Source organism: Scrofimicrobium canadense, from assembly GCF_009696615.1.
GTDB classification, from domain to species: Bacteria; Actinomycetota; Actinomycetes; order Actinomycetales; family Actinomycetaceae; genus Scrofimicrobium; species Scrofimicrobium canadense.
The window spans coordinates 65,366-89,287 of sequence record NZ_VULO01000008.1; the positions used below are offsets into that span (position 1 = coordinate 65,366).

21 protein-coding genes are annotated in these 23,922 nt (G+C 51.3%); 6 read left to right on the forward strand and 15 right to left on the reverse strand.

What is annotated here, in order from left to right; translation table 11 throughout:
• Positions 1 to 4 precede the first annotated feature (4 nt).
• The 5 genes from FYJ24_RS07560 to iolC form a co-directional block, all read right to left on the reverse strand.
• Entirely contained in the window at positions 5 to 1,501 is a 1,497-nt protein-coding gene (locus FYJ24_RS07560; RefSeq protein ID WP_154545143.1) for a CoA-acylating methylmalonate-semialdehyde dehydrogenase, read from the reverse strand.
• 200 nt (positions 1,502 to 1,701) lie between these two features.
• Entirely contained in the window at positions 1,702 to 3,600 is a 1,899-nt protein-coding gene (gene iolD, locus FYJ24_RS07565) for a 3D-(3,5/4)-trihydroxycyclohexane-1,2-dione acylhydrolase (decyclizing) (RefSeq protein WP_154545145.1), read from the reverse strand.
• A 26-nt stretch (positions 3,601 to 3,626) separates the two neighbouring features.
• Positions 3,627 to 4,508, reverse strand: coding sequence for a 5-deoxy-glucuronate isomerase (gene iolB, locus FYJ24_RS07570; protein WP_154545147.1), 882 nt, complete (start codon positions 4,506 to 4,508; stop codon positions 3,627 to 3,629).
• On the reverse strand, positions 4,505 to 5,371 hold the full coding sequence (locus FYJ24_RS07575; RefSeq protein ID WP_154545149.1) for a Cgl0159 family (beta/alpha)8-fold protein: 867 nt from the start codon (positions 5,369 to 5,371) through the stop codon (positions 4,505 to 4,507). Before FYJ24_RS07575 ends, iolB begins: the two co-directional genes overlap by 4 nt.
• Before the next feature lie 4 nt (positions 5,372 to 5,375).
• Positions 5,376 to 6,395, reverse strand: coding sequence for a 5-dehydro-2-deoxygluconokinase (gene iolC, locus FYJ24_RS07580; protein ID WP_154545151.1), 1,020 nt, complete (start codon positions 6,393 to 6,395; stop codon positions 5,376 to 5,378).
• 280 nt (positions 6,396 to 6,675) lie between these two features.
• Between iolC and FYJ24_RS07585 the strand changes: the two genes are divergently transcribed.
• From FYJ24_RS07585 to FYJ24_RS07600, 4 genes are all read left to right on the forward strand, one after another.
• The gene (locus FYJ24_RS07585; RefSeq protein WP_154545153.1) at positions 6,676 to 7,470 is read left to right on the forward strand and encodes a GntR family transcriptional regulator; all 795 of its coding nucleotides are present in this window, start codon (positions 6,676 to 6,678) and stop codon (positions 7,468 to 7,470) included.
• A gap of 141 nt (positions 7,471 to 7,611) precedes the next feature.
• Positions 7,612 to 8,691, forward strand: a complete 1,080-nt coding sequence (locus FYJ24_RS07590) for a transaldolase family protein (RefSeq protein WP_154545280.1) — start codon at positions 7,612 to 7,614, stop codon at positions 8,689 to 8,691.
• Between the two features lie 9 nt (positions 8,692 to 8,700).
• Positions 8,701 to 9,684 carry an inositol 2-dehydrogenase gene (gene iolG, locus FYJ24_RS07595; protein WP_154545155.1) on the forward strand — a complete coding sequence of 328 codons (984 nt, stop codon included), beginning with the start codon at positions 8,701 to 8,703 and terminating at the stop codon, positions 9,682 to 9,684.
• Between the two features lie 245 nt (positions 9,685 to 9,929).
• Complete coding sequence (locus FYJ24_RS07600; RefSeq protein WP_154545157.1) at positions 9,930 to 10,154, forward strand: hypothetical protein; 225 nt, start codon at positions 9,930 to 9,932, stop codon at positions 10,152 to 10,154.
• 236 nt (positions 10,155 to 10,390) lie between these two features.
• Here FYJ24_RS07600 and FYJ24_RS07605 read toward each other — a convergent pair whose 3' ends face one another.
• The 7 genes from FYJ24_RS07605 to FYJ24_RS07635 form a co-directional block, all read right to left on the reverse strand.
• Positions 10,391 to 11,998, reverse strand: a complete 1,608-nt coding sequence (locus FYJ24_RS07605) for an MFS transporter (RefSeq protein WP_154545159.1) — start codon at positions 11,996 to 11,998, stop codon at positions 10,391 to 10,393.
• Positions 11,999 to 12,054: 56 nt separating this feature from the next.
• Positions 12,055 to 13,050: a LacI family DNA-binding transcriptional regulator gene (locus FYJ24_RS07610; RefSeq protein WP_154545161.1), complete on the reverse strand. Its 996-nt coding sequence runs from the start codon at positions 13,048 to 13,050 to the stop codon at positions 12,055 to 12,057.
• Between the two features lie 37 nt (positions 13,051 to 13,087).
• Positions 13,088 to 13,951 (reverse strand): sugar phosphate isomerase/epimerase family protein, encoded by an 864-nt coding sequence (locus tag FYJ24_RS07615; RefSeq protein ID WP_154545163.1) that lies wholly within the window; start codon positions 13,949 to 13,951, stop codon positions 13,088 to 13,090.
• Between the two features lie 4 nt (positions 13,952 to 13,955).
• Positions 13,956 to 14,963 carry a Gfo/Idh/MocA family protein gene (locus FYJ24_RS07620; protein WP_154545165.1) on the reverse strand — a complete coding sequence of 336 codons (1,008 nt, stop codon included), beginning with the start codon at positions 14,961 to 14,963 and terminating at the stop codon, positions 13,956 to 13,958.
• Positions 14,964 to 14,988: 25 nt separating this feature from the next.
• A complete protein-coding gene (locus FYJ24_RS07625; protein ID WP_154545167.1) occupies positions 14,989 to 15,927 on the reverse strand; it encodes a sugar phosphate isomerase/epimerase family protein in 939 nt (312 codons plus the stop codon).
• 223 nt (positions 15,928 to 16,150) lie between these two features.
• The gene (locus tag FYJ24_RS07630; RefSeq protein ID WP_154545169.1) at positions 16,151 to 16,489 is read right to left on the reverse strand and encodes a branched-chain amino acid transporter permease; all 339 of its coding nucleotides are present in this window, start codon (positions 16,487 to 16,489) and stop codon (positions 16,151 to 16,153) included.
• Complete coding sequence (locus FYJ24_RS07635; RefSeq protein WP_154545171.1) at positions 16,482 to 17,207, reverse strand: AzlC family ABC transporter permease; 726 nt, start codon at positions 17,205 to 17,207, stop codon at positions 16,482 to 16,484. Before FYJ24_RS07635 ends, FYJ24_RS07630 begins: the two co-directional genes overlap by 8 nt.
• A 64-nt stretch (positions 17,208 to 17,271) precedes the next feature.
• Here FYJ24_RS07635 and FYJ24_RS07640 point away from each other — a divergent pair, with 64 nt between their 5' ends.
• Both FYJ24_RS07640 and FYJ24_RS07645 read left to right on the forward strand, forming a co-directional pair.
• Positions 17,272 to 17,724, forward strand: a complete 453-nt coding sequence (locus tag FYJ24_RS07640) for an Lrp/AsnC family transcriptional regulator (RefSeq protein WP_154545173.1) — start codon at positions 17,272 to 17,274, stop codon at positions 17,722 to 17,724.
• A gap of 90 nt (positions 17,725 to 17,814) precedes the next feature.
• Positions 17,815 to 18,984, forward strand: a complete 1,170-nt coding sequence (locus tag FYJ24_RS07645; protein ID WP_206192582.1) for a class I SAM-dependent methyltransferase — start codon at positions 17,815 to 17,817, stop codon at positions 18,982 to 18,984.
• Positions 18,985 to 19,208: 224 nt separating this feature from the next.
• Here the strand turns inward: FYJ24_RS07645 and FYJ24_RS07650 are convergent, their stop codons facing one another.
• The 3 genes from FYJ24_RS07650 to FYJ24_RS07660 form a co-directional block, all read right to left on the reverse strand.
• The gene (locus tag FYJ24_RS07650; protein ID WP_154545177.1) at positions 19,209 to 21,545 is read right to left on the reverse strand and encodes an exo-alpha-sialidase; all 2,337 of its coding nucleotides are present in this window, start codon (positions 21,543 to 21,545) and stop codon (positions 19,209 to 19,211) included.
• A 9-nt stretch (positions 21,546 to 21,554) separates the two neighbouring features.
• Positions 21,555 to 22,901, reverse strand: a complete 1,347-nt coding sequence (locus FYJ24_RS07655) for an ABC transporter substrate-binding protein (protein ID WP_154545179.1) — start codon at positions 22,899 to 22,901, stop codon at positions 21,555 to 21,557.
• A gap of 70 nt (positions 22,902 to 22,971) precedes the next feature.
• Entirely contained in the window at positions 22,972 to 23,922 is a 951-nt protein-coding gene (locus FYJ24_RS07660; RefSeq protein WP_154545181.1) for a carbohydrate ABC transporter permease, read from the reverse strand.

The following is a 23,922-nucleotide window of genomic DNA, read 5'->3' on the forward strand; positions in this document are numbered from 1 at the left end:
ACGCTCAATCCTCACGTTTGAAGGACATTGACGCACTGTACAGACCCGACTCAGAAGGCCACCGCTCAGTGACGACCTTTGCACGGGTGTAGAAGCGCACTCCCTCAGGTCCGTGAATGTGCTGGTCTCCGAGGAGAGATTCTTTCCATCCTCCAAAGGAGTAGTACGCAACAGGCGTAGGAATTGGAACATTCACCCCGACCATGCCAGCTTCCACATCGAGAGTGAAACGGCGAGCCGTTCCCCCATCATTAGTGAAAATGGCTGCGCCGTTGCCAAACGGCGACGCATTCACCAAATCAATTGCTTCCTCATAAGATTCTGCCTCGACAATCACCAAGACTGGCCCGAAGACCTCTTCGGTGTAGAGAGGAGAATCCAAGGGTACTCCTGTGACAACGGTGGGACCCACAAAGTGCCCTGCCTCATGACCTTCAACAACCAGTGAACGCCCATCAAGAACGACTGTAGCGCCGCGAGACTCCGCGTCATCGATGAGACCGACGATCCTGTCCTTATCTTTGGCAGTGATCACCGGGCCCATCTCTACCCCGTCGCCCATGCCATAACCGACCTTGATGGCTGCACCCTTTTCAGCAACCTTCTTCGCCAGTTCTTCACCGATTCCCCCTACAGCAACTGCCACAGGCAGGGCCATGCACCGTTCACCTGCTGCCCCGAATGCGGCTGCAGAAAGGTGTGCGGCGGTGAAATCAAGGTCGGCATCGGGCATCACGATGCCGTGGTTGTTGGCTCCGCCCAGCGCTTGCACGCGTTTTCCGTTGCGTGTGCCAACTTCCTGAACGATGTGCGCGACCGGAGTCGATCCCACAAACGAAATCGCATTGATACCGGGGTGCTCAAGAATCTCCGTCACCATGTCGCGCGTTCCCGATAGCACGTTGAACAGCCCGTCTGGCAATCCAGCTTCTTTATACAGTTCAGCAACAATCAATGAAGCCGTGGGAGTAGCCGAGGCGGGCTTAAGGATGAATGCGTTGCCCGTAGCTAGAGCAACAGGATGCATCCACATGGGCACCATCACAGGGAAGTTAAAGGGACAAATACCAGCGACTACTCCAACCGGTTGACGCAGACTATGGACGTCAATTCCACGAGAAGCATCCGAAGTGAATTCTCCCTTGAGCGCCGCACCAATTCCGCAAGCGAAGTCTAGGGTTTCACGACCACGTTCGATTTCGCCAATCGCGTCTAAGTAGTTCTTCCCGTGTTCCTCAACGGTGGCTTTTGCTAAACGGTCTTGATTTGCTACGACGAGTTCGCGCATACGAAACATGATCTGCGTGCGCTTTGACAGCGGTGTGGCAGCCCACTCTTTTTGTGCGCGACGGGCCACGTCGACCACATGATCGAGGTCCTCACGCGAGGCCGTGAGCAGCTCTCCGATTTTTTCACCGGTCCCGGGATTTTCGACAGGAACTGTTCCAGTTGGTGTCCCCTCATAGTATTCGCCATCTACCCAATGGACAATTCTCGACATTTTCACTTCTCCTGTTTCACCGTTGAATGTCTATCTCTTGCTACGCCACACGCTGGGCCGCAAGTGACCTTGTACCCAAGGTTAGCACAAAACGGTCTTTTGTCCTAACAAAGATTGCTATGCGGTAACAAGCTGCTCAGCGCAGCAAAAAGGGGGTTGTCTGTTGACCCTCCTTTCAACAGACAACCCCCTCATCACCCCTATTTCAGGTAATGTCGCTGAGGCTTTTTGGCCTCAACGTACTCCTGATAGGCCTTCTGCGTGGATTCAATGCGCGATACTTGCGATACCGGCACATCCCACCACGAAATTGAATCTGGGTTCGGCCCCTTCAACGCGGTCTCCACATAAATCAAGGTTGGACGATCCGAAGCCTCAGCCTTCCGATACGCTTCACGGAATTCCTCCACCCCGCGCACTTCCAGAACATCAAATCCCCAAGAACGTGCATTAGCAGCAATATCGACACCATCGATACGGTCGCCAGCACCAAGGTGTGCTCCCTGGCCCTTTTGATACTGGGTTCCAAAGCGCTGAGATCCTCTCGACTCCGATAGAGAACCAATCGAAGCAAACCCATAGTTTTGCAGAAGGACCAAGATGACCTTGATACCTTCTTGAGAGATCGTCGCCATTTCCATTGGAAGCATCTGATAGGTACCGTCACCCACGATCGCCACAACTTCTTGATCGGGAGCCCCCAGCTTCACGCCCATCGCAGCGGGAATCTCATAGCCCATACAAGAGAACGCATACTCAACGTGATACTGCTCTGGAGTCTTCGCGCGCCACAGTGCCTGCAGATCGCCCGGCATCGAACCTGCAGCATTGATGACGATATCTCTATCTCCCATCAACTCATTGAGAGCACCAAAAATCTCCGTCTGCGCTGGAACCGGCTCCAACCCACGGTGATAGCACGCTTCAATTTCCTCATCCCACTGGGCCTTCCAACGCGCAATCTCAGCCTCATACTCAGCCTCTACACGGTATCCCTCAAGAGCCGAGTTCAGGGCAACAAGAGTCTCACGGGCATCAGAAACCAGCATCTGCGCCCCATGCTTCACAGCATCAAATGGCTGCACATTAATGTTCACAAAACGCACATCAGGGTTCTTGAACTGCGTATGGGAGGCGGTCGTGAAATCCGAATACCGCGTCCCAATTCCAATCACTACATCAGCCTGATCCGCAACATGATTAGCCGCATTTGAGCCAGTTGACCCGACACCTCCCACTGACTGCGGATGATCAAAGTTGATAGCACCCTTACCAGCTTGAGTATCAGCAACAGGAATTCCCGTATTCGAAGCAAATGCACGCAGCTCTTCTGATGCCGAAGAATAGATCACACCGCCACCGGCAACAATCATCGGTCGCTTCGCATTCCTTATTGCCTCAGCCGCACGTTCTACAGCAGAAATCTCAGCAGGAGTCCGGCGAACATGCCAGACTCGCTTGCGGAAGAAATCGACTGGGAAGTCAAAGGCTTCAGCCTGTACGTCTTGAGGCAGCGCAATAACCACTGCTCCGGTTGCTGCGGGATCAGTCAGCGTTTGCATAGCGTGGATCAAGGATGGAACCAACTGCTCCGGGCGCTCAATACGATCAAAGAATGCCGCTACCGGGCGGAAGCAATCGTTGGCGGTGGTAGCCAAAGTTTGCGGGTTCTCAATCTGTTGCAACACCGGATCGGGGTAACGGGTAGCGAACTGGTCGGAAGGGAACAGCAAGACTGGAAGTCGGTTCGTCGTCGCGGTCGCCGCTCCAGTGACCATGTTCAATGAGCCTGGCCCAATCGATGAAGTACACATCATGGTCTGCATACGATTGCGAGTTTTCGCAAAAGCTGTGGCCGCATGCACCATGCCTTGCTCATTGCGAGGCATGATGTATGGCATTGCACCGCCATCAGCGTCAGGATCAATCTCATTTTGCAGGAGCGCCTGGCCAATTCCAGCGACGTTGCCGTGTCCAAATATCCCAAAGGCTCCTGCTATCAAGCGTTGTTCTTGGCCATCACGCTCAGTGTACTGGTGCACGAGAAAGCGAATAATTGCCTGGCCTACTGTCAAACGCACAGTTTCTTGTCGTTCCATAATGTTTCCTTGAGGAGAGTTGTTAACTAGGGGTTCATAGGGGTCATTGGCAAGCGCGGATCTACTTCTTGGTCCTTCCACGAGTCCCGAATCCACGCATGCTTTGGGTCATCTGTCATCAACCACGCTGCGTCCTCGGCAGGACCAGCCATGACATTGAGGTAGTAGAGGTCATACCCGGGAGCCGCGGCAGAGGGCCCGTGGTACCCAAAAGGCATCACAACAACGTCACCGTCACGAACCTCGGCACAGAAGTCTATTTCGGCAACATTTGACGTATATATCCGTTGGAATGCAAATCCTTCAGAGTCCTGGGCACCTGGACGCACCTGATAGAAGTAGATCTCTTCTAACTTGCGTTCCACATCGGTGTGTTCATCGTGTTTGTGCGGTGGATACGACGACCAGTTTCCTCCAGGTGTGAGCACCTCACATGCCAACAGGTGAGAGGTCTTCACGTCATTTCCAAGAGCATAGTTGTTCACTTGGCGTGAGGAAGGCCCTGCGCCACGCAAAGATGTAATGACCTTTGACCGATCACAGTAGGTCACGGGAAGGTCTGCCGAGGCGATTGCACCCGGAAGTGCGAAGCGCCCGCCTTCCTTACTGCGAACCACAATATCGGTGTTGCGTGGAATATAGAGATAATCCGTAATATCGGTCCAGACCGATTCCCTCCCCTCCAACGCATAGCTTTCCGCACCTAGTACAACCTCGCATGATCCTTCTAAAGGAAGAACCAGGAACTCTGCATCGGTGCCAGGCACCGACACTTCTTGGCCCGGCGCAAGTGCCAGTACGCGGATCGAGGAATACTCCCAGCCGGCTCTCTGAGTCGTAATATCAGTCTGGTAAGGCCCGTGAGCCGTCTCTCCAGCTTTGATGAGGTACTTGTCATGTTGGCTCATAGCATCTCCACTAATTTGTTAACTGTCCCGTCAATATCCCCATTGGGAGGGAACATCAATGAGCGCCCAATCACCAAGCCAATCACATTAGGAAGGCTCAGCGCATCATTCCACTGACGGAAAGTGGTCTCAGGGTCCTCACTTACCGCCCCACCCAAAATCAACGATGGAAGTGTTGTCGATTCCATAACCCGTTCCATTTCAGGAACGCAAGGAAGTTTCAACCACGTGTTGCGCGAAGTCGTACCCAATCCAGAAGCGATAGCTATCGAGTGGATCACCGCATCAGGACTCAAATCGTTGACGATTTTTCCATCGCTCCACCGGGAGATAAACGGCTCAACCATCGCATTCAACCCATACGACGACAGATCATCTATGGATTCAGCGCAGGCTTCAAGAGTGGCAACAGTCCCGGCATCCTCATAGTTGATTCGGGTGAGCATTTTCCCGCCGTCAAGGTGGGAAGCATCAATCCCCTTGGCTGTGTAGCCAGTAAAACGATCATCCATCTCGAACGATGAACCGAGCAGGCCACCTCGGTTCATCGATCCCCACACCAACTTGTTATCCAAAGCTCCCATAAGGGCCAGATCTTCAACCATATCTGCAGTACCCAAAAAGCCAGATACTGATGAATGCGAGAGAATCTGCGCGCAACGTTCCAAAACCTCTTCGCGCGAAGCCATCGCCATCGGATCATTTCCTGCTCCTAGGGCACTGCGCGCCGGATGGTCACACGCTAGAACGAGAATCTTCTCTCCTTGAATTGGCATCGAGCGACGAGCCCGACGACGAAGAGCCGCAGGTATGGCATCTGGATCGTAAGCACGGGTGGCCACGATTTCACTGAGAATACTCATTCTTCTACTTCCGTTTCTCAACAATGGGCGCTGATGCCGGATTTTGACTGATCATTTCTTGTACTTCAGACTCAGTTGGCATCGCAGTCGAACACTCAAGCCGAGACGCTACGATCGCCCCCGCTGTCGAGGCGAACTGAACAGCTTCGGCCACGTCCCATCCACTTAGCAGGGCATGACAGAAAGCACCACCAAAAGCATCTCCTGCGCCTAATCCGTTCATCACCTCGACGGGGGTGACAGGAACAACAATGCGTTCATCAGCTGTTTTTGCTAGCGTGCCCAGAGGCCCTTGTTTGACTACCGCTATCTCTACACCTCTATCTAGCAGGGCATCTGCAGCGCGGTCCGGTTCGGTCTCCCCAACAGCAATTTCACATTCTTCGCGATTGCCTATCGCCACATTCGCGTAGGTCAATGCGGCCTGCACCTGTGATCTTGCATTGACTGGAGAATCCCAGAACATGTCTCGATAATCCAGGTCAATGATGGTCCAGTGTCCAGAGGAGCTACTGGCAGCCCCCCGATGTTGAAGCGCCGCAAAATGCGCACTGCGCGTTGGCTCTACCGACAAACCCGTCGCCGAAAGCCAGAGAATTCGTGACTTCGCTACGGATTCCAGGGGAATGTCTCTTACTCCCAATTCAAGGTCAGGTGCTGAAGGTGATCGATAAAAGTACAAGGGAAAATCGTCGGGCGGAAATATTTCACAGAATGTGACAGGAGTATGGAAGTTTTCGTTCGTCACGACAAAAGCAGACGATACTCCCAAACGTTCCATTTCTTGGCAAATATAACGACCAAAAGGATCATCTCCGACACCAGTGATTGTTGCAGAACTATTTCCATACCGCGCAACGGCAACTGCCACGTTGGTAGGTGAGCCTCCCAAGAATTTTCCAAATGATGTGACTTCTTCAAGCCCCTTACCGATTTGAAGTGGATATACATCCACCCCACAGCGACCTATAGAGAGCACGTCGAAGATTGGTTCTACTTCCTGAATAGATGACATATCGGTCATAGCCACAAGTAAACACCTCATTGTCTCGCGCCAACACCGCGTCATCGCCCGGCAAAACCGCCACGCCTCTATGACACGCTTAGCGTCGCCCGAAGTTCGGGCTGTTGCACTAATGATGCAACACTGAGAGACCTACAGTCAAGTCTTTGTACTTACAAATATGTCGTCAGATTCCTCCTTTGGGACCTAACATCAAAATTTGCTGTGCTAACGTAATGCCATAGTTGGCCTGACTTTCGTACAGTGCTGTGGGAACAATATCACCAGGAGATACATAGCAATGCCTGAGAAAAAGACGAAATCTGAAGTCGCGAATACTTCAGACGTGAACACTGACATTCCATTCCGATTGGAAATCGAAGTTGATAGGTCTTCCTCCACTCCTTTGCATTATCAAATTTCGGGGCCGCTAGAAGCACAAATCCTCTCGGGCTCCCTATCTGCTGGAACACTCATCGAGGATGAGGTTTCTATGGCACGGCGTCTCAACGTGTCCCGCCCTACCGCAAGACGCGCGCTTCAAGACTTAGTCGGAAAAGGACTTTTGTCGCGACGTAGGGGAGCCGGAACCCGAGTAACTCCGACACATGTACATCGCCCAATTGGGCTCACATCTCTAGAAGATGACCTCACAAAAGCTGGGTTTGAAACAAAGACAGATGTCCTCAGCTACGAGGTGCTTTTGGCGGGAGAAAAAGAACAGCAACTACTCCACTGTGAGCGAGGTGTCGAAGTCGTCCGCGTCAAACGGCTTCGCTGGAGTGACGGAGAGCCTCTCGCAATTCTGGTAAACCTCTTGCCCGCGGCCATCGCACCTACTCTGAGCGATCTTTCCCGCGCCGGACTATATGCTTGTTTGCGATCCAACGGAGTAACACTTGCCACTGCCCAGCAGGCTGTCACTGCACTGGCGGCGTCATCGGAGCAGGCACAACTGCTGAAAGTGTCAAAAGGGGACCCCCTCCTCACACTCAGTAGAACTGTCTACGATCATTCGGGAGCAGTCGTCGAGTATGGAGACCACGTCTACAACGCAGCCCGCTACACACTGAGTTTCGCCTCAGCTGCCGAGTAACATATCCCCAAAGTCAAGTCTTTGTCCGAACAAAGACTTGACAAAGCTGCTCTATTGTCATTGAATACTGTGTGTAAGGCAAAGGCACACACCGAAGTGCCGATCACTGCGAAACTGCAGCTTCCTGACGATGGAGATTCAATGACGATCAAACAGACACCCGGTCCGCTCCTTGAGGCGACAAAAGAGTTCCCCACTGTTCTGTGGAATGACTCGTCAGACCTCGATGAGCTACGCCAGTCCATTTCTTTTGGAGGCGTTGGGGCTACGTGCAACCCCGTGATTGCATATACGACGATTTCTAAGCATCCGGAAATCTGGAATGAACGTATCCTCAAGATCGCTCAAGAGAACCCCACATGGACAGAATCAGAAATCGGTTGGAAAGCCGTACGGGAAATGTCGATCGAAGCAGCGGCACTGTTAGAACCGGCTTTTGATCACTATAACGGACGTAACGGAAGGCTTTCAGTTCAAACTGATCCTCGCCTATATCGCAATGCAAAAGCCTTAGCAGACCAAGCCGTAGAGTTCGACAGTCTGGCACGCAATATCATCGTAAAGATTCCTGCAACTGCTACCGGGCTAGAAGCGATTGAGGATGCAACATTCCGCGGTGTATCCATCAACGTCACCGTGTCATTTTCCGTACCGCAAGCGGTAGCTGCCGCGGAAGCAATCGAAAGAGGCCTCTCACGCCGAGCAGATGCAGGATACGACATCTCACAAATGGCCCCTGTCGTCACAATCATGGTGGGACGCCTGGATGATTGGTTGAAACACGTCGTCGCGCGCGACGGCATCTACATTGACCCTGCGTGCCTCGATTGGGCGGGGGTTGCGGCGTTCAAGAAAGCCTATGAAATCTTCCAGGAACGAGGCTTCCGGTCTCGTCTTCTATCAGCTGCATTCCGCAATGTTCTGCAGTGGAGCGAATTCCAAGGTGGTGACGTTGTGGTTTCTCCTCCATTCAAGTGGCAGGAAATCATCAATAATTCGGATTACACACCTGTTGAAAGAATGAGCGTGCCGGTTGATCCGTACTACGTTGAGCAGCTCCGTCGTATCCCCGATTTCAATAGGGCCTATGACGAAGACGGAATGAAGCCGGAGGAGTTTTTGACCTTCGGAGCCACAGTTCGTACGCTACGCCAGTTCTTAGGCGCTGATGAACAGCTAGATCAACTAGTACGCGATCTTATCACTCCGGCAGCAAAGTAAAGGGAAACCATGAAACTCGGAATTATCGGTGCAGGAAGAATCGGCCAAGTTCATGCACGCAGTGTGTGGCAGAATCCCGACACCACTCTGGTCGCAGTTTCTGACCCCCATATCGAAGCCGCACAATCTGTCACCGCTCGTTATGGTGGAACGGCGGTTGCAACTGCTGAAGAGGTCATCAATAACCCTGAAGTTGAGGCTATCGTCATATGTTCGCCCACGCCTTTTCACGCTGAGCAGATCTTGGCAGCAGCGAAGGCAAACAAACCGGCACTGTGCGAAAAGCCCATTGCGATGGATAGCGCAACTGTTGAGCAACTCTACCGCGAACTCGAGGGACTCAACCCACGAGTCATGATGGGCTTCAACAGGCGTTTTGATCCCTCTTTTGCCGCTGCTAAGCAAGCAAGCGATGCGGGCAAACTGGGCAAGGTTGAGCAGGTCACTATTATTTCGCGTGATCCTGCTGCTCCTCCGAAGGAGTACATTGCTGTTTCAGGTGGAATCTTCAAAGACATGACAATTCATGACTTTGATATGGCGCGATTCCTCATTGGAGATATTGCTTCTGTGAGTGCTGTAGGACAGAACCTGGACCCAGACTTGGCAGACACCGGAGACTTTGACGGTGCTGTTATCACCATGGTGAACACTGAAGGAGCTTCCGCGACAGTGGTGAACTCCAGGCATTGCGCAACTGGCTATGATCAACGTCTTGAAATCTTTGGGACCCAAGGATCAGTATTTTGTGAAAATGTACTGCCCACAACCGCCCACATTTCGACTGCGAACCATTCACGAGCTCAAGATACCTACCTGGATTTCTTCCTCGATCGCTATGCCCAAGCATATGCCCTAGAATTAGCTGCTTTCGTTTCTGCAGCAAGGGGAGAACGTGATTTCTCGCCATCAATTGCTGATGGAGCGGCAGCCCTGCGTATCGCAGAAGCTGCTGAAACTTCAGCCCGTGAGCTGCGCACGGTGACACTCTAGTATCACTTAGTTTTATTCACTGCCAGTGGGGGCGTCTTTCGAGACGTCCCCACTTTTTCATGCTGTCAATCACGTTTTTCACACTCGCCTTGAATGTAAGGACAAATAGTGTGATGATAAAGGCGTCTTGGAAAAACCCCAGGACGGTGAGTTGTCTACTCACCTCACACAGCCGTGCGGGGCAGCACGGCAAGTGCTTTTCCGCAGGGCACCGCTGCAAGCGGTACAGGAAAGGAAAAGATACTATGTCAACTGATCAAATCCACTTGAGTGGTGTTGTCCAGCGTCAGGAAACCGCTATTCCTACAAGCTCACTACTACTGTTAGCGATTGTCATTGTTGGAGTCGTTGCTATGGGAGTGGCTGTCCTCGGCGTCGTCACTGGCGCATTCTGGGTCACCATTTTGGCTGGCCTTACTAGTGCTCTCGTCACTGCTACCCTAGTGTTCCGCGCTCAACTTGGAGAATAGTCGGCGGATACTGGGATAGCCCCAGATAGCACAACACTAGGGTCGTGACAGCGAAGTCACGACCTTTTTTGCTGCTCTCTCCCCTTCCTCCACTCCCTCACCCATCACGGTGTCATAATTCCCATGGCAGTTTGATATTTGTCGCCGGGACACTGTTTTATTCGGGTGGATACAATCTTCTGGATGCCCAAAGGAGCCGACCCCCCTGTGGGTGCCGGCTCCATCCGTAGGTCACTCTAGGAATACTTTTCCTGCAAGGTCTCTTCGATTTCCTCTAACGTCGAGGTCTTCGTTTCTGGGACAAACTTGATGTAAAAAATCAACGCGAACACATTGATGATTCCAAAGATCCCATACGTCCAGGCTGCACCCAAACCTTTGATCATGACGGGGAACGCGAACGTGACAATCGCGTTCATTATCCACAAGCCGCCAACTGCAACGCCCTGGGCGACTCCGCGAATCTTTGAAGGAAATATTTCAGATACAAGTATCCAGGCGACTGTCCCGGATTGCTTCACGAAAACGAAAATTGCAACAAGAATAAGTACCAACCACGGAACGAATTGTGGAACTGAACCTAGAATGTTTCCGTCCCCATCCATGTGCGGGCTAATACCGAAATGGAACACCAAGGCTAGAGCGAAGAGGGATATGACAACACCGAGTTCTTGGTAAATCCCGACGTGCCGACGCATAAACTTTGCAACCAATATCAGTCCTATGCCGGCTCCAATAACAGATGCGATTCCTGTAATCACATTGAGCATGATGGAGTCCGCTGACGAGAATCCGGCCGAATGAAGAATTTTTGGCAGATAATACATAGCGGTGTTGATGCCAGTCAACTGATCGAAAAATCCCAAGAAGATACCGATGATCAGGATCTTTCTGGTCCACTTAGTCTTTATGGTTTGCGTCAAGTTCCATTTTTCTTGCCTAGCCTCCATTTCGTTGACTTCAACGATTTGGGTTATTTCTTCAACGACGTCATCTTTGCTCTCATCACGTACGCGTTTTAGCGCACCTATTGCCTCGAAGTATCGCTGTTTCATTCCATACCAGCGAGCAGTCTCCGGCATCATTCGCATGCCTATCCACAATGCAACCGCGGGAATAGTGGCAAGAACCAGCATGTAGCGCCAAGCAACGCCGTTTCCATCTTGGACAATAACTCCAGAAATTGACTGGACCGCATCCCAGGCAACCCATTGCCCTTCAGAGTAGGTACCACTTGGGTCGCTGGCTATTTGGACCTGTGGCCCGCCGTGTGATGAAGAAAGCCATGCGTTCATTGAATAGGCTAAAAGCTGCCCGAAAACGATCATAAATTGGTCTATGGCTACTAGCGGGCCACGAATGCGAGCAGGTGCCGTTTCAGATAGGTAAATAGGAACAGTCGCAGAAGCCCCGCCAACGGCCCATCCGAGAATAAAGCGGAATGGGTAGAGGACCCACACTGTCGGTGAAATGGTGCAGCCTATGGTTCCTATCGCAAAAATTACCGCTAGTATCAGGATATTCTTTCTTCGCCCATATCGGTCAGAGATTCGTCCACCAATAACAGCGCCAAATGCCGCCCCAATTGCCAGTAGGCCGCCTACTAAACCCTCCTCAACGGCAGTCAGGTGGAGCCCATCGGCTTCCATCGGTAAATACATGTACGGCAGTGCACCAGCTATTACTCCGGTGTCGTAGCCAAAAAGCAAAGATCCTAGCGTCACGACTACGGCCATAAGACCGATAGAACGCTTCTTTCCTGACGGTGGAGTTTCTTTCACCATCTCGGCAATTTCCGACCGAGACGGGTTTGCCTTTTCCCTGGTCAAATTATAATTCGACATTACGTTCTCCTAAAACAGGGGTTACGCCCATCTGAAAGAGACCAGCACGTCAGTGGTCACTGGTGTCTATCAGTGGAATCTCTCATTACTAGTGTTGGCGTCACGACAACGTCTGCGTCCTGAGTTTCGCCAATCAGCATGGTTTGTAACAGTTCCAATGCACGTTCAGCCATCACCTGAATGTGCATATCAACAGTGGTGAGTTGCAGTCCTGAATACTGCGATAGATAGGAATTGTCATACCCAGCAACTCCCACCTGAGAGCCTAAAGCTAGGCCATGGTCAATCGCGGCACTCGCAACATCTAGTGCAATCTTGTCATTGTGACAAACAAACGCCGTTCCATGTCCATGCTCGCTAAGAAATCGATAGATTTCACTTTGATACTCGATGCGCGTCACAATGCGTACCGGGAGCAACCCTTGATTACACATCGTCTGTGAGTACCCTCTATACCGCTCCTGGGATGAGTCGCCTTCTCCTTCGCGGAAGGGGCCGACAAATACAACGGGATCGTATTGCTGATCAATTAAATGCCGCGTTACTTGTGCTGCGCCAGCTTCATCTGCTGGTCTGACAAAGCTAACTCCAGGTACCCTGATGTTACGACCGAGCGCAACAATGGCCAAGAGTTTGCCATATTCTTCCAAGGTATCGCGGTCAGCCAAAGGCGCAACCATGATTGCGCCCGCTGCATCCGTTTCAACGAGACGTTCTAATGCTTCTCGTTCTGATCGCGCATTCTCGTCGACAGGAAAAACTACGACTGAAAATCCGGCTACTCTGGCAGTTCGTCGAATTGCTTCGATTTGCTCAGCGATAAACGGGTTGAGTAGATCAGCGCAGATGATACCAACGGTGTCACTTCTGCGAGAAGCAAGTTGCCTAGCAGCGGCATTGGTACGATATCCGAGTTCTTTCATTGCTGCAAGAACCGCATTTCGACTTTCCTCCGACACGCGAGGATCTGCATTTGTCACCAGGGATACGGTTTGGCGAGAGACGCCAGCCAGGCGCGCAACATCATTTTGAGTTGGTCTCACATATTTCATTGCGCGCCCTCTGGAATCTTTCTACGTCCACCGCATGTTAAGCGAGTTCATCTTGAATGCGTTTGAGCATACGCCGATTTATTTCGTCGGCTTTTTCATGCCATCCAAATACGCACACCGACACTATCCCATCGAAGCCAACTTCCCGTAGCGTTTCGAAGGCACTGTCCCATTGCACATCGCCCAATCCGATCTCATTATGTTGGTGAACGCGAGCATCAACGCCTGGAGGATTAATGATGTAGCGGTTACCATCGTTGGCCAAATGGTTGAACGAATCCGCGATGTGAACCTCACGCAATTTGGCTGCCGTATGCTTAATCATACGACTAATGTCGCCGTCTCCTTCCGAGAGGTGGAAAGTATGGGGGAAACAATACTCATACCCTATCCAGTCCTTGTTGACACTTCGCACAATGCTGTACGCAGCATCGTTCGTTTCTACGAAATCATAGGGGTGGGCTTCCATGTTGAGCTGGATCCCGTACTTCTCAAAGTATGGGGTGAGCTCTTCAATTGAGCGGTACCATTGGGCTTCGCATTCGCGTGGAGTGTTCGGGTTCCCAGAGAACTCAGAGACAATATCTCGAACATCGAGTTGGTCTGCCAGCTCTAAAAGCCGTTTCCAATTACGCACTTGAGCTGTGCGCTCAGCCTCGTCAACTGATGACCAATTGAACACTGGATTCAACGTGCGAACCCGCACCCCAGTATCCTTTTGGGCTTTCTTTAGCTCGTCAACAAAAGCATCATCTGCTTTTGGATAATGATGCCAGAAATGAAACTCACTGTTGGGTGAAAGCTCAACGTACTGGTACCCAAGCTCGGCCGCCTTATGCAGAGTCTGGGCAGTAGACATGGAGCGATAGTACATATTCGGATCTAACGCGATATCAACCATGATTTCACCTGTACAGTTGGGGCTTGTCGATCATATCAACCTTTACCTCGCCGCCATCGCCTCGTAGAGATTCCAATGCGGCATCGACAATAGCAGTTGCCGCGTAGCCATCCCACGCAGAGGAACCTGTATGCCGATCGGCGCTAGCAGCATTGATCCATTCTTGCACCTCACAGTTGAAGGCGCTTTCAAAACGGTCAATATGGCTTTGACACATAGCATTACGGTCACCATGAATGTCGCGCACATGTACCTTTTCTTGATCGCCGAGGCGCACGGTGCCTTGTTCCATCACCAGTTCACATTCGATGGAATACCCAAATCCGATATTGACGTTAACTTCATCGTCGATGCGCACTCCGCTTTCAGAGTATGCGACTACGACAAGGGGGTCGTGAAGATGATCGAAGCGGTGTGAAGTCGCCCGAGCTTTATCTACACGAACCCGCGTGATTTCTTCACCCAGAAGATAGCGACAGATATCGAATTCGTGAATAGCGGTGTCGTCAATCATATTTTCGGTCGTGTAATTCTCAGGCACACTTGGATTGCGATGGCGACAATGAAGCAGTGTGGCATACCCGTAGTCTTTAGACTCTAGCGCCTTCCGCATCTGCTGATACCCCTCGTCAAACCGACGCATGAAGCCAACCGTCACCAGCTTCTTTCCTGCTTTTATCTCAGCGTCAAGGATAGCTCGGCAATCAGCAGCGGTGGTCGCTAAAGGCTTCTCACACAGAACATACTTTCCTGCATTCACGGCCGCGAGGACATCAGGAGCGTGGGCTTTTCCAAAGGTTGCGATAAGTACTGCGTCAACATGAGAATCGGCAATCAATTCTGAGCCCGAGGCATAGGCCTTCGCCCCCAGAGGACCAGCAACACCCTTGGCTGCATCAATATTCATATCTGCAACAGCGACAATTTCAGCCCCTGATAGATCATTTTTGATTCTATCAACATGAGCTCTTCCCATACCGCCTGCACCAATCAGACCGACTTTCAGTGTCATTTTCATATCTCCAATCAATGTATCTTTAGGCAAGACCCAGGCCGCATTCAGCAAGATACTTGCGCATGTTGATTGCATTGGGCAGTGGGAAATCTGGCGCACAAGGGTAACAATCTTGTTCGCATATACAGTAGATGTCTTTATCAAGTTCAGCTAAGGCATCGACAAATGCATGCATTTCAGGTAATCCTGCAGGAGGACATACCGAAGCGCCTTTAGCAACAGCCTCACCGAAGGGCCAGTCCTTCTCATGAGCTTCACGTGTGATGTCTTCATCAAACGCCTTGATATGTACATACGTAATCCGGTCCGGGTACTTCTTGATGAGCTCCACGGGGTCCCCTCCCCCGTACACGACGTGGCCTGAGTCAAGACACAGATTCACGTACTTGGGATCCGTTGCGTCGAAGATGCGCGCGATTTCTTCAGGGGTCTCAATGTGCGAATCTCCGTGTGGGTGTAAAACCATCTTAAGACCGTATTCGTCGAGGAGCATTGCACCCAGCTTGTTGGCGTTTTCGACGTAAAGATTCCAAGCATCGGGCGATAACACCCGATCATCAGTCCATTCCCACGTCTTATCGTCGCGGTACAGTGGCGGCAGATGGACAATGTATTCCGCACCTACAGCGGCATGAGTTTCAGCGATTCTGCGGAAGGTCTTTTCGGTTTCGGCCCAGGCTTCTGCTTTGTGGAGTATACCCCAGCCGGTCCCCGCGACAACTTTTAAACCTAGGTCTGACGTCCAGCGTTCTAATTCTTTAGGATCCGTTGGAAAGTAACCAAACGGACCAGTCTCAAGAATCTCGAATCCAGCTTCTGCCATCTGCTCCATTGCTTTACGAGGTTCCATCTGGTGTTCATCTTGCGGGAACCATACACCCCATTGGTCTGGGCAGACTCCAATGGCAAGTTTTGAGTACTTCGGGTCCGCTGTGTTTCGAGCCTTCGATTGAGCGCTCATAATACTTCTCACCCTGACTTTCATATTGGCACTATCACTTCGTCGTTAGCCAGCACGAGGCTGTTTGATCGCTGATGCACCCTCATTGGCGCGCGCCAACGATCAATGCATTGAAGCGTAGCACTAGTTATTTGTTATTACAAGAGATGCGTAGACAGACTATTTAACAGAACAAATAATGCCCCGTGATGGGTTAGTTAGGTAACCCCACTCACTTCAAAATCTACCGCATGTAAGCTGCAACCAGTGAAGACATCACCACATACACCGCTGTTCCGCAGAGAACACTCAGAATCATGTTGGACCGCCACAACTGCAAAGTAGCTGTAATCAGGAGAGCCACCGCCGCCGGAACAACGGCGCTAGGAGAAAAAACATCGAGATCACGCAGGGTATAGGCAACGAGAATCACCATGATAGCCAGCGGCATGTGGTCGCCTAGGAATCCAAGAATCTTACTGCGCCTCAAAGGGGCTAGCATGGCAAAAGGCACCGACCGAAGAAGCCACGTGACACTCGCAGCAACAACTATGGAAACAATGAGATATGTGGGGCTAGGCATGACTTCTCCACCGCGATATTCCATAGCCACCTATCAAAGCCACAACCGTTGCTGTCATTGCAATAGCTAACAGGTTATCGGGTGAAATAATCATCGCTATCAGGGAAGACAATAAAGCTACAACCGTCACAGGAACTGATCGGCGTTGCTTGTAGGCCTCTATTGCCAGAGCTAGAAAGAGGGCAGTCACCGCAAAGTCAAGCCCCACCACATAGTCAGGAACCAGAGAACCTAAGACCACGCCAGCACAAACTGAGAGTATCCAGGCCAAGTGAAACGACATCTGAATACTCACGATGCGCGCGCGAGACCACGTTTGGGCAGCTTCAGAACTGGTGAGGGCAAAAGCCTCATCGGTCAGCGCAAAGGTGCTATACGCTTTCCACCCTTTCCCTTGGACACGATGGAGAGGAAAAGAAAGTGCGTAGAATATGTGCCGAAAGTTCACTAAGAATGCGCTTAGAGCGATCTGGGTGAGTGGGGCAATTGCCGCAAGCATCCCCACCATCAAGAATTCTAGAGAACCAGCGAAAACCAGAGCGGCTAACAGAGGGGCACACCACCACGGCAATCCCGTTTGGTGTGCCATCACACCCAGTGCCAGACCCAGTGGAGTTACTGCGGCGCAAGCGGGCAAAGCGATAAGCCATCCGGCCACTACTTCTTTTCGTCCATGCGGAGATTGCGTCTGGATATCGGTTGGCCGTCTCACTCCCATAGAAGCAATAGTAAGAAAAAACTCTTGTATTTTGATTGCGCGTTTGCGATGCTAAAGTGGCCAAATGGGCAATGATCACACACTAGACAGCCTTGATTGGGCGATAATTGCTGAACTTGAGAAAGACGCACGTTTACCCAATACAGAGATTGCCCGCAGAGTCGGACTCACCCCAGGTCCTTGCCTGCGTCGCATCCAAAGGTTAGAAAAGAGCGGAGCAATCCGTGGCTATCATGCACACGTAGACCCCCAGTTTTCTCAACGCGGGTTCGAAGTAATCGTCGCCATCGATATTGCCGTCAACGACGGCAAAACCATAGAAGATTTTGAGGCTGCCGCTGTGGCTATTCCTGAAGTAACGGAAATGCGCAGAATGCTTGGACAGCCCGATTACTATCTACGTGTCCAGGTTGCTGACCCCGACGCCTACGAACGACTCACATTGCGGACGCTCTCAAGACTTCCTGCTGTCAGAAGGCTCTTATCCCATCAGACAATGCGCCAGCTCAAAGGCTGATCCACTACGCGTGTTCCTCCACAGTCAGCCTCCCCGCCCCCTAACTCCAGGTAACCTAGGACAGCGGCCATTATGTTTGGAGGTTTTCTCATGGAACATTTTCCATTGACACAACTGAGACGTTGGCCAGACTGGGAAAGCAACAACCTTTTTGCCTCGGACGCAGCTGATCGACTCATTTTGGACAATGCCAAACAGAAGATTGCTGACAATCCGGCAGGAACAGTTCTTACTGTCGAGGATTCTTATGGCGCACTCGCACTTGGAGCGCATGCGCTGGGTGCACGTAGCATCCGCTCTATCCAAGACTCAGCTATTGCGGAAGCAGCTCTCAAGGCGAACGCCAGGCGACTCTTTCAGGTTGGGTCACTTGAAGAACTAGGTATCGCCCACTGTGGTTGGACGCCAAGCGCCTTTGATGGAGTCGACCTCATCCTCATGCGAGTCCCTAAGGACCTCGGCCTTCTGCGCATGATTGCGGAGTTAGCTGCGAGATTTGCTTCCCCTCACGTCACGGTGATTGCTGGCGCGATGACCAAACATCTTCCCGCACGTGCCACCGACAGCTTTCACGCAAGTTTTGCCTCGGTCTCAAGGTCCCTTGCAGAGAGAAAAGCTCGGGTGATTCTGGCTCTGCAGCCTATTCGCCATGAAGGTGATTGGCATCTGCCATTTGTCGATGAAGTTGACCCTGACCTGCACATGACTGTGAGCTCTTTACCTGGTGTGTTTTCGCATGCCAGCGTCGATATCGGAACCAGGTTTCTCATATCGCAGCTCACCTCTGATAACCTCCCAGATTCTGTGAATCTCGCAGTTGATCTGGGATGCGGTAGCGGACTCCTCACCTCTCACCTTCTCAAAGTACTTCCCCACGCATCAGTCGTGGCAACTGATATTTCATCTCTTGCCACCCTGTCTACCGAACGCACAATAGCCATGAATGGACCGTACACTTCTCAAATGGACGAGGCGAAAAGATACACGGTTCGTCGTGACATGGGGCTCAGCAGGCAAGAGGATGCCTCCGTCGACTTGATCGTCTGTAATCCCCCATTTCATTCTGGTCACGCCGTCAACCCTCATGCAGCCCGTTCTCTCTTCGTGGATGCTGCCCGCACATTGAAACCTGGGGGAACCCTTATCACTGTGTTCAATAGTCATCTACCCCACAAGCGCACGCTGGAGAGAATCGTTGGACCAACCACGCAGATCGCACGCAATCACAAGTTCACTGTGACAAGGACGTTAAGGATTTAACGCCCTCAGAACGAAATATTTTTACTCTTCACACGCCTTCCCCTTGAATCTCAAAGCGCGAGTCTCATTTCAGATCCTCGGATTCATGTCTCACTATGTTTAGCTGACACGCGCTAGCTATTTCCAATGCCACATAACTTCTATGATTGGAAGCTACGTTAGCAAAACGTGAATGGGTTCGCAGCACTCTCGTTATGAACACTGCGAACCCATTTTTCTCAATACTATTCGGGCCGGGATCTTCTCCAGGCGAAGATTCCTCCAACCGCGAGTGCAAGCGCCGCGCCAGCTACTATAGGTAATGCATTTGCACCAGTGTCTGCTAATTTTGACTGTCGGCTCAGAGTTCCAGATTCTTCGCGTTTACCCGTTTCTTCATCCGTTAGCCCAGGTCGGAGAGGATACGTTTCAGATTCACCGTCATCAATATCTCCAGATGAGTCCGATGACAGGTACGTAAACCTGCCTATAGGCACTTCCTTGTCGTCTACTCTCGCGACGACAGGAACCTCTCCTGCCGGATGAGCGGGGGCAAGAACTGTAAGAAGATCAACCCCTTCACTCTTCAGCACTTCTGCTTCTTTGTCTCCAAAGTAGACGTTAGAGGATTGGTCAATTCGCTCCCCAATCAGAGTCACTTCGATACCTCCGTTCTCCGAGCTCTCGGAAGGAGAAAGGGAGTTGTCAATTACATCAAGAGGTAGATGCACCACTAAATCTACGCCGTCGGCCTGCAAGGGCTCACTCATTTCCGAGTCACTCAATCCACGTCGATACACCCGAACGTCGGCTATACCTCCTCCAAAAGGGTTTTTCCCATCAAGTCGTTGCCCAATAAAGAAGCCATCCATACGTAGATCACTCCCCTTAGTCACTGAACCAATGGGCGCCGGGGCTTCGGCTTCTTTCTGACCATCTACCCACAAGCTAATTTGGTCATGATGCCGTCGAAACGCAATATGATGCCACTTCTGGTCAGCATAACTCGATGGAGTCTGTACGGTTCTTGTACCATTTTCGGTTCCCAAAAAGGCTCGAATTCGATTGCTACCTGGTTCACCACGAACCCAGATTCCCGGTGTCGGCCCCTCACCTTGCAAATATGCCCAAAAGATAACTTGTTGATGGTTGAATTCACCGTAATTTACCCATGCACTGATTGTGAAATCATCATCTGCTAGGTCGGTTGCATCACTAAAAGGCACTTCTACTCGATCATCATAGGGGTGTGCGGTAGTGAGTCCCGAAAACTGTAGAGCACCATTGCCTTCTGGTCCGGCGCCGATTTTTGGTATCCCACGCACGTAGGCAGTGACGTCATTTTCTGACAGGTCTGGTGTTGTCCGTCCCATTGGATACTTTGTGATCCCCTGTGCCGGGTCGTTGGGGGTGTCTAGCTCTTCCTCAGTCAATCGTGCATATCTGATTTCTTCGTACGCACTCTCCTTCCCAGCCTCATAAAGCACCCCCAATCGTCCGTCGGCTTGAATTGCCATATCCGAGTATGCAGAAGGACCCCAATGCAGGATCTTTCCTTGATTCCAAGCCTGCCAAGTCTCGGCCTCGTCGAAAGACGAACGAATCGCAAATGTCTCTCTAGATGCAGGATGGACAGGAGAGGAGAATAGTATCCTCCCAGGCAGATCTATTTCTTCTTGTCCTTTTGACCAGCGCAAGAGGGACGCCTGGATGATCGGTGCCTGCAGCCCCTCTGTAGTTTGAAAGTCGCCAGAAAATGTTAGTCCGCCATCCTCACTAATCGCATGAGCCCGATGACCAATCCGAACTCCAGCACTGTCCCGCGCCGCAACGTAAATGCCACCATTGGTCAGCTCAACCAGACTCATCTCTTGGGGCTTTATTGAAGAATCACTTGTTTCGAACAGAGCTCCAGCAGTCCAGCTGTCACCTTTGTCATCGCTATAGACGAGGCGGGCGCCACGCAGAGCCCCGCCTTCTCCCTCAAAGTTGACGGCAAAGATCAGGCGACCCGCATGGGGCCCGTTCTCTAGCTGGATACCGTGTCCTGGACCGGTAGCTAACCAGTAATCCCAGTCTGGCTCAGTCGCTTCAGGCAACGAGCGACGCTCACTCCATGTTCTTCCTCCATCGTCACTTACTTGAACAAACGGCGTGCGAATATGGTCATTCTCTGCCGGATTGTGAGTAGTCACCAGAACAATTCGACCAGTTTCACGTTCTACGATCGGAACCGGATTACCGACCGTATCGCCATCTTGCTCAGCAACCACCTCGACTGGTCCCCAGGTCTGTCCGTTATCACTAGACCGACGCAAGACTGTGTCAATATTGCCTTTGTCTGCGCAACTGGAAGTACGGCCTTCAGCAAAAGCCAGTAGTTCTCCCTCGTTGGTGGTGACAAGTGCAGGAATGCGATAGCAAAAATACCCCTCTTGTCCGCGTGAGAACAGGACTTGTTGGTCAATCTCATCAATCGCATCAGCACCGGCCGTTCCTGAAATGAACAACGATAGCCCCAGTACGCAGCCAACCGCTATCCCCACTCGTCTTACAATCATCCGCTTGTTTGGGTTAATCATCAGAACTCCTTACTTCATTGCAAAGCCCTGATCGGCCCCATATTGCGTCAATAATGACTGCCAGTCTTCCAATCCCTGTTGCAGTGTGGTCTTACCAACATATGCCTGCCCGACGGTATCTCCGAACACTGAATTCGCATAAACCTGGAAAGGAAGGAATGACCATCCCTCAGCCACTGCGTTGGCAGAGTCAACGAAAATCTCATTCGCCTTTTGCCCACCGAAATATTCGAATTCGCGGTTTTTAAACTCCTCAGAGTTCAGCTCAGCAGTCGTGGCAGGAAATGCACCCAGTTCAACCCGAGTTTTTACCCCCCCTCCCAGATTTGCGTATTCGAGGAAGGCATAGGCTAATTCTGCATTCGGAGTTCCCTCCATAATGGCCAAAGAGCTGCCTCCATTTTCAGCGCTGGTCCGCTGGTCAGCCTCCCACTGAGGAATCATGGCCACTCGCCAATCACCAGAGCCAGTTGGAACTCCTGACTCCAAATTCGCGGGCATCCACGCTCCGGCTACCAAAGTCGCGATCGAGCCATCAGCCAATCCCTGATACCACTCGTCAGACCATAAACTGAATGGTGCAAGCAAGTCCTCATCAATGAGCGTTTGCCACATATCGGTATACTTGTGCACACCAGCCTCATCAAAGTTGATCGATACATCCGTCCCCTCAACTTGAAACGGTCTTCCGCCGGCCTGCCAGATTAGCGCCTGAGTTACGCCCGCATTACCGGTATCGGTCATGATGTATGCCTTGGCATTGCTTTTCTTTAGTGCTCGCCCAGCCTCGACGAATTCCTCCCAGGTAGTTGGAACTTCAACACCGTTTTCCTCAAATAGCGTCGCATTGTAGAACAATGCAATAGGACCGGAGTCCATAGGCATTCCATAGATTCCCTCGCCAAACTGGACAGAGTTCCAAGGGCCCGGACTGAATTTTCCATCGAGATCGGCGGCACCGAATTGGTTTAAGTCAACGAGGGAACCCGGTAACGCAAACTGAGGAATCGCAAAATACTCGACTTGGGCGATGTCGGGGATCCCCGATCCAGCAGCGATTGCATTTTGAAGTGCTGCGTAATGGTCATTTCCGGAACCGGCATTGACCAAGTTAACCTTGACCCCAGGATTATCCGCTTCAAAATCCGCGACGACATCTTTGAGTGTTCCCTCCCAGGACCAAATGGTGATTTCACCCCCTTGCGCAAGCGCCTCATCTGACGAGGCGGTTGTTCCGCTTTCTGCTATTTCGTTATTTCCGCCTCCATTGGCAGAACATCCGGCTAAAGTAAGTGCTCCAGCAGTGAGGAGTGCCGCAACCGTGATGGGCAGTTGCGCCCATTTTGAAATATTCATTTTATTCTCCTTTTCTTCATTTTTAGGTGCAGTTAGTTCTGCCCCTTTGACGGGGCCAATAGGTAGTGGGTTATTTATCAGAACCGGCGGTGAGACCCGACTGCCAATACCTCTGCAGGAAAAGAAATGCTGCAATCAGTGGCAGAATCGTGAGTAACGAACCAGTAATCACAAGGTCATAAACGACCTCACCTCCAGCAGTTGCTGCCTGTTGGCTCCACGAGTTCAACCCCAACGTCAGTGGATACCATGTGGGATCTTTTAACATAATCAGCGGTAAGAAATAGTTATTCCAAGTGCCTACTGTGGTGAACAGAAGGACCGTAACGGTGCCAGGAGCCAATAACGGCAAAGACACCATAAAGAAAGTTCGAATTTCTCCTGCACCATCAATGCGAGCGGCTTCCAGGAGCTCAGTGGGGATAGCTTCAGACGCATAGACCCACATCAAATACAATCCAAAAGGCGAGATCAACGACGGAATAATCACAGCCCAAGGAGTATTTGTCAACCCCAGTTTTGAAAACATCAAAAACGTCGGGACGGCCAAGGCAGTTCCAGGAACCGCAACTGCACCAATGATGATGGCGAACACAGCTTTTTTTCCAGGAAAATTGAACTTGGCCAGTGCATATCCACCTAGAATGGATAGTAGGGTTGCACCTCCGGCACCAACCACCACATACATGAGCGTATTTCCGAACCAAGTGAGAAAGATTCCATCGTCATATGAGAAAGTCCGTGCAATATTAGAAAAGAGATTGAAATCATCCGCGAACCAAAGGCCAAAAGACGAAAATAGCCCCGACTGAGCCTTTGTCGAGTTGACGACAAGCCAAAAGATTGGCAACAAACTATAAATAACTACTATCGCTGTCAAGAATGTCAATAGCGGACTTCGTCGAGGGCGCCGGTCAGGCCGCAACGTCGAATACCCCGCATTCTTCCTCGCCAGTGGGCTACTGCGCCGCTTCGACAGCAATTTGTTCTCATTAATCGACGGACTAGTAATAGCAGACAT

Bases quoted from the DNA above. Each gene is read 5' to 3' on its own strand.
- FYJ24_RS07620 (WP_154545165.1), bottom strand. From the start codon at position 14,963: ATGACACTGAAAGTCGGTCTGATTGGTGCAGGCGGTATGGGAAGAGCT.
- FYJ24_RS07635 (WP_154545171.1), bottom strand. From the start codon at position 17,207: ATGGGAGTGAGACGGCCAACCGATATCCAGACGCAATCTCCGCATGGA.
- FYJ24_RS07655 (WP_154545179.1), bottom strand. From the start codon at position 22,901: ATGAATATTTCAAAATGGGCGCAACTGCCCATCACGGTTGCGGCACTC.
- FYJ24_RS07600 (WP_154545157.1), top strand. From the start codon at position 9,930: ATGTCAACTGATCAAATCCACTTGAGTGGTGTTGTCCAGCGTCAGGAA.
- iolG (WP_154545155.1), top strand. From the start codon at position 8,701: ATGAAACTCGGAATTATCGGTGCAGGAAGAATCGGCCAAGTTCATGCA.
- FYJ24_RS07630 (WP_154545169.1), bottom strand. From the start codon at position 16,489: ATGCCTAGCCCCACATATCTCATTGTTTCCATAGTTGTTGCTGCGAGT.
- FYJ24_RS07660 (WP_154545181.1), bottom strand. From the start codon at position 23,922: ATGTCTGCTATTACTAGTCCGTCGATTAATGAGAACAAATTGCTGTCG.
- iolC (WP_154545151.1), bottom strand. From the start codon at position 6,395: ATGACCGATATGTCATCTATTCAGGAAGTAGAACCAATCTTCGACGTG.
- FYJ24_RS07615 (WP_154545163.1), bottom strand. From the start codon at position 13,951: ATGGTTGATATCGCGTTAGATCCGAATATGTACTATCGCTCCATGTCT.
- FYJ24_RS07605 (WP_154545159.1), bottom strand. From the start codon at position 11,998: ATGTCGAATTATAATTTGACCAGGGAAAAGGCAAACCCGTCTCGGTCG.
- iolD (WP_154545145.1), bottom strand. From the start codon at position 3,600: ATGGAACGACAAGAAACTGTGCGTTTGACAGTAGGCCAGGCAATTATT.
- FYJ24_RS07625 (WP_154545167.1), bottom strand. From the start codon at position 15,927: ATGAGCGCTCAATCGAAGGCTCGAAACACAGCGGACCCGAAGTACTCA.
- FYJ24_RS07575 (WP_154545149.1), bottom strand. From the start codon at position 5,371: ATGAGTATTCTCAGTGAAATCGTGGCCACCCGTGCTTACGATCCAGAT.
- FYJ24_RS07645 (WP_206192582.1), top strand. From the start codon at position 17,815: ATGGAACATTTTCCATTGACACAACTGAGACGTTGGCCAGACTGGGAA.
- FYJ24_RS07560 (WP_154545143.1), bottom strand. From the start codon at position 1,501: ATGTCGAGAATTGTCCATTGGGTAGATGGCGAATACTATGAGGGGACA.
- iolB (WP_154545147.1), bottom strand. From the start codon at position 4,508: ATGAGCCAACATGACAAGTACCTCATCAAAGCTGGAGAGACGGCTCAC.
- FYJ24_RS07640 (WP_154545173.1), top strand. From the start codon at position 17,272: ATGGGCAATGATCACACACTAGACAGCCTTGATTGGGCGATAATTGCT.
- FYJ24_RS07650 (WP_154545177.1), bottom strand. From the start codon at position 21,545: ATGATTAACCCAAACAAGCGGATGATTGTAAGACGAGTGGGGATAGCG.
- FYJ24_RS07610 (WP_154545161.1), bottom strand. From the start codon at position 13,050: ATGAAATATGTGAGACCAACTCAAAATGATGTTGCGCGCCTGGCTGGC.
- FYJ24_RS07585 (WP_154545153.1), top strand. From the start codon at position 6,676: ATGCCTGAGAAAAAGACGAAATCTGAAGTCGCGAATACTTCAGACGTG.
- FYJ24_RS07590 (WP_154545280.1), top strand. From the start codon at position 7,612: ATGACGATCAAACAGACACCCGGTCCGCTCCTTGAGGCGACAAAAGAG.